The organism is Agromyces sp. P1_H4 (assembly GCF_056405255.1).
Genome location: NZ_JBFUCL010000390.1, coordinates 1 through 3,244 on the forward strand (window position 1 = coordinate 1; position 3,244 = coordinate 3,244).

Genomic DNA, 3,244 nt, shown 5'->3' on the forward strand with positions numbered 1-3,244 from the left:
GCCGTGCGCCGTGTGCACGGCGAGCGCCCGCGCGATCGCGTCGGCGCCCTCCTCGAATGACGCGCCGCCGGCGCCGTGGCAATGCAGGTCGATGAAGCCCGGCACGAGCGTGYGGCCCGCGGCATCCGTCACCGAGGCATCCGCGTCGATCGTGTCGCGCCAGTCGGCGCCGATGCCGCGCGCGGCGACACGGTCGCCCTCGAAGCGGACCCAGGCGTCGGTGACCGTGTCGTGGCCGCTGACGAGGCGGGCGGAGTGGATGACGGTGGTGGGGGTGCTCACCTAGGCAACGATAACGTCGTACCCACCGTCGGTGAGGCGCTGTCGCTGGTCGGCGGTCGCGGCGGAATCGGTGATGATCGTCGAGAACAGGCGGCGGTGCCCGATCGCAGCGAACGCGCGCTTGTCGATCTTCGACGCGTCGGCGACGAGCACCGCGTGCGTGGCCCGCGACGCCATCAGCGCGTTCACCGCGGCCTCCCGCTCGTCGTGCGAGGTGGGTCCGATCGCGGGGTCGACGCCGTTCACGCCGATGAACGCGACGTCGAGGGTGATGCTGCCGAGCACCGCGTCGGCGTACGAACCGACGAGCTCGTACGAGCGGGCGTGCACCACCCCGCCGGTGACGACCGTCTTGATCTGCGGACGCATCGCGAGCTGCATCGCGATGTTGATCGCGTTCGTCACCACGGTGAGGCTCGGCTCGTGCGACGGCTCCATGATGTCGGCGCGCGACATGAGCGCGTCGGCGATGGCCGTGGCCGTCGTGCCGCCGCACAGCCCGATCACCGCGCCGCGCGGCACGAGGGCGCTCGCCGCCTGGGCGATGGCCGCCTTCGCGGCGGGGTTCTGCTGGTTCTTGTAGCGGATGGGCAGGTCGTAGGCCACGGAGTGGGCGACGGCACCGCCGCGCGTGCGGGTCAGCAGTTGCTGCTGCGCCAGCGCGTCGAGGTCGCGGCGCGCGGTCGCGGGGGAGACGTCGAGGCGGTCGACGATCTGGTCGACCTCGACCTGGCCGGCCTCGGCCAGCAGGTCGAGCACGGCGCTGAGGCGTTCGGCGCGGTTCATCCGGTCTCCTTGGAGGTCGAGGCGAACAGGGTCAGCAGTCGTGCCGCCTCTGAACGCACGGCCGCACGGCCGGCAGCGACGTACGAGCGCGAGTCTACGGCGGCGGGGTGCGCCGCGAGGTACTCCCGCACGGCGCCGGTGAACCCCGCGTTCAGGTGCGTCGACACGTTGATCTTCGTCAGCCCCGACCGGATGCCGCGCACGATCGTCTCGTCGGGCACCCCCGACGACCCATGCAGCACGAGCGGCACCGGCACCGCCGCCGCCAGCCGCGCGACGAGGTCGAGGTCGATCGCCGCCACCCGCTCGGTCATCGCGTGCGAGGAGCCGACGGCGACCGCGAGGGCGTCCACCCCGGTCTCGGCCACGAACTGCGCGGCCTCGAGAGGGTCGGTGCGGACGCCCGGGGCATGGGCGCCGTCCTTGCCGCCGATCTCGCCGAGCTCGGCCTCGACGAGCACGCCCGCGGCATCCGCTCGCTCGACCACCCGGCGGGTGGTCGCCACGTTCTCGGCGAAGTCGAGCTTCGCGCCGTCGTACATGACCGACCCGAACCCTCTCTCGATGGCGAGCAGCGCAAGCTCGGGGTCCTCGGCGTGGTCGAGGTGGACCGCGACACGCGCCGACGACGCCTCGGCGACCGCGAGCGTCGCGAGCGCGATCGGGGTGAAGGCGCCGTGGTAGCGCACGCAGTTCTCGGAGAGCTGCAGGATGACGGGGAGTCCGGCGTCCTCAGCGGCGCCCGCGAGCGCCTCCGCGGTCTCGAGGTGCACGACGTTGAAGGCGCCGACGCCGCGGCCGGCCGCCCTGGCCTCGTCGAGGATGGTGCGGGTGGGGGTCAGCGTCATCGGCGGTCCTCGTCGATCGTGGTGACGACCACCTCGTCCGCGAGGGCCGGATGGTCGGGGGAGAGCTCGCCGGCCAGCGGCATGAGCACCGCGCTCGCCGACCAGGCGGTCGCGCGGCGGGCGAGCCGGGCGCGGGCCGCGGCCGCGGCATCCGTGTCCGACCAGAGGTCGTCGCCGGTCGCGAGCTCGACCGCCATCGCGGCGACGGCGGCGTCGCCCGCGCCCGTCGCGTTGCCGTGCAGCGCCCGCGGCAGCCGGGCGTGCACCGGGCGACCGTGCTCGCCGATGACGATGAGGCCGTCGGCGCCGAGCGAGACGAGCACGAGGCGGGCGCCGAGGGCGATGAGCGCGCGGGCGCCCTCGATCGGGTCGTCGTGGCCGGTGGCGGCGGCGAGCTCCTCGGCGTTCGGCTTCAGGGCGTGCGCGCCGGCACGAGCCGCCGCGAGGATGCCGGAGTCGCTCGTGTCGACGACGACCCTCGTGCCGCCGGCGGTGAGCGTGCCGACCAACCGGCCCAGCGCATCGGGGGCGAATCCCGGCGGCAGGCTGCCGCAGATCGCGACCACGTCGGCGGTGCGGCCGGCCTCTGCGGCGGCGTCGGCCAGCGCGGAGGCATCGTCGGCCGACAGCGGCGCGCCGAGCTCGTTGAGCACCGTCGCCTCGCCTGCCGCGTCGTCGACGATCGCCGCGCTGCGCCGGGTGGCGGCGCCGACGGGCAGCAGCCGATGCGGGATGCCGGATGCCTCCAGCTCCCCTCGGAACTCGGCGCCGGTTCGGCCGCCGCAGGTGGTCAGCGCGACCACGTCGTGCCCGGACGCGTGGAGCACGCGCGCGGCATTGAGCCCCTTGCCCCCGGCGCGGGAGGCGCCCGTCGGAACGCGAKGGGTCGCGCCGGGCGCCAGGCGGCCGACGTGCCAGGTGAGGTCGAGGGCGGGATTCGGCGTGACCGTGACGATCATCGGACGACGCCGTCCCGGGCGATGAGCGCGGCGCCCAGCAGGCCCGCGTTGCCGCCGAGCTGCGCGGGCACCAGCCGCGGACGACGGTGGAAGCTGAGCCGCTCGTTCAGGCGCGAGGCGAGCGGTGCGAACAGCGCGTCGCCGGCGCGGGAGAGTCCGCCGCCGATCACGATGGCCTCGGGGGCGATGGTCGCGGCGAGCTGCGCCAGCCCGAATGCCAGCGCGTCGAGGGCGGAGTCCCAGATATCCCGGGCGTCGGCGTCGCCGGCCTCGGCACGGGCGAGCACCTCGCGGGCGCCGTCGACGTCCACTCCGGTGCGCTCGGCGTAGCGGCGCACGATCGCGCCCGCCGACGCGACGACCTCGAGG

At 74.8% G+C, this 3,244-nt stretch carries 4 protein-coding genes and 1 pseudogene; all 5 read right to left on the bottom strand.

Annotated elements, in window-relative coordinates; all coding sequences use genetic code 11:
* Positions 1-282 (bottom strand): annotated as a pseudogene (locus tag AC1DY2_RS17655) (N-acetylglucosamine-6-phosphate deacetylase); the annotation flags it as partial.
* Positions 283-1,068, bottom strand: a complete 786-nt coding sequence (locus AC1DY2_RS17660) for a DeoR/GlpR family DNA-binding transcription regulator (protein ID WP_159607068.1) — start codon at positions 1,066-1,068, stop codon at positions 283-285.
* Positions 1,065-1,916: a class II fructose-bisphosphate aldolase gene (locus AC1DY2_RS17665; protein ID WP_476763596.1), complete on the bottom strand. Its 852-nt coding sequence runs from the start codon at positions 1,914-1,916 to the stop codon at positions 1,065-1,067. Before AC1DY2_RS17665 ends, AC1DY2_RS17660 begins: the two co-directional genes overlap by 4 nt.
* Entirely contained in the window at positions 1,913-2,875 is a 963-nt protein-coding gene (locus AC1DY2_RS17670; protein WP_476763597.1) for a 1-phosphofructokinase family hexose kinase, read from the bottom strand. Before AC1DY2_RS17670 ends, AC1DY2_RS17665 begins: the two co-directional genes overlap by 4 nt.
* Positions 2,872-3,244 (bottom strand): ROK family protein (locus AC1DY2_RS17675; protein ID WP_476763598.1); only part of this gene is annotated, 373 nt, incomplete at its 5' end. The genes AC1DY2_RS17670 and AC1DY2_RS17675, both read right to left, overlap by 4 nt.

What these genes read in the sequence shown, in the direction of transcription:
- AC1DY2_RS17660 (WP_159607068.1), bottom strand. Translation starts at nt 1,068, where the DNA reads ATGAACCGCGCCGAACGCCTCAGCGCCGTGCTCGACCTGCTGGCCGAG.
- AC1DY2_RS17665 (WP_476763596.1), bottom strand. Translation starts at nt 1,916, where the DNA reads ATGACGCTGACCCCCACCCGCACCATCCTCGACGAGGCCAGGGCGGCC.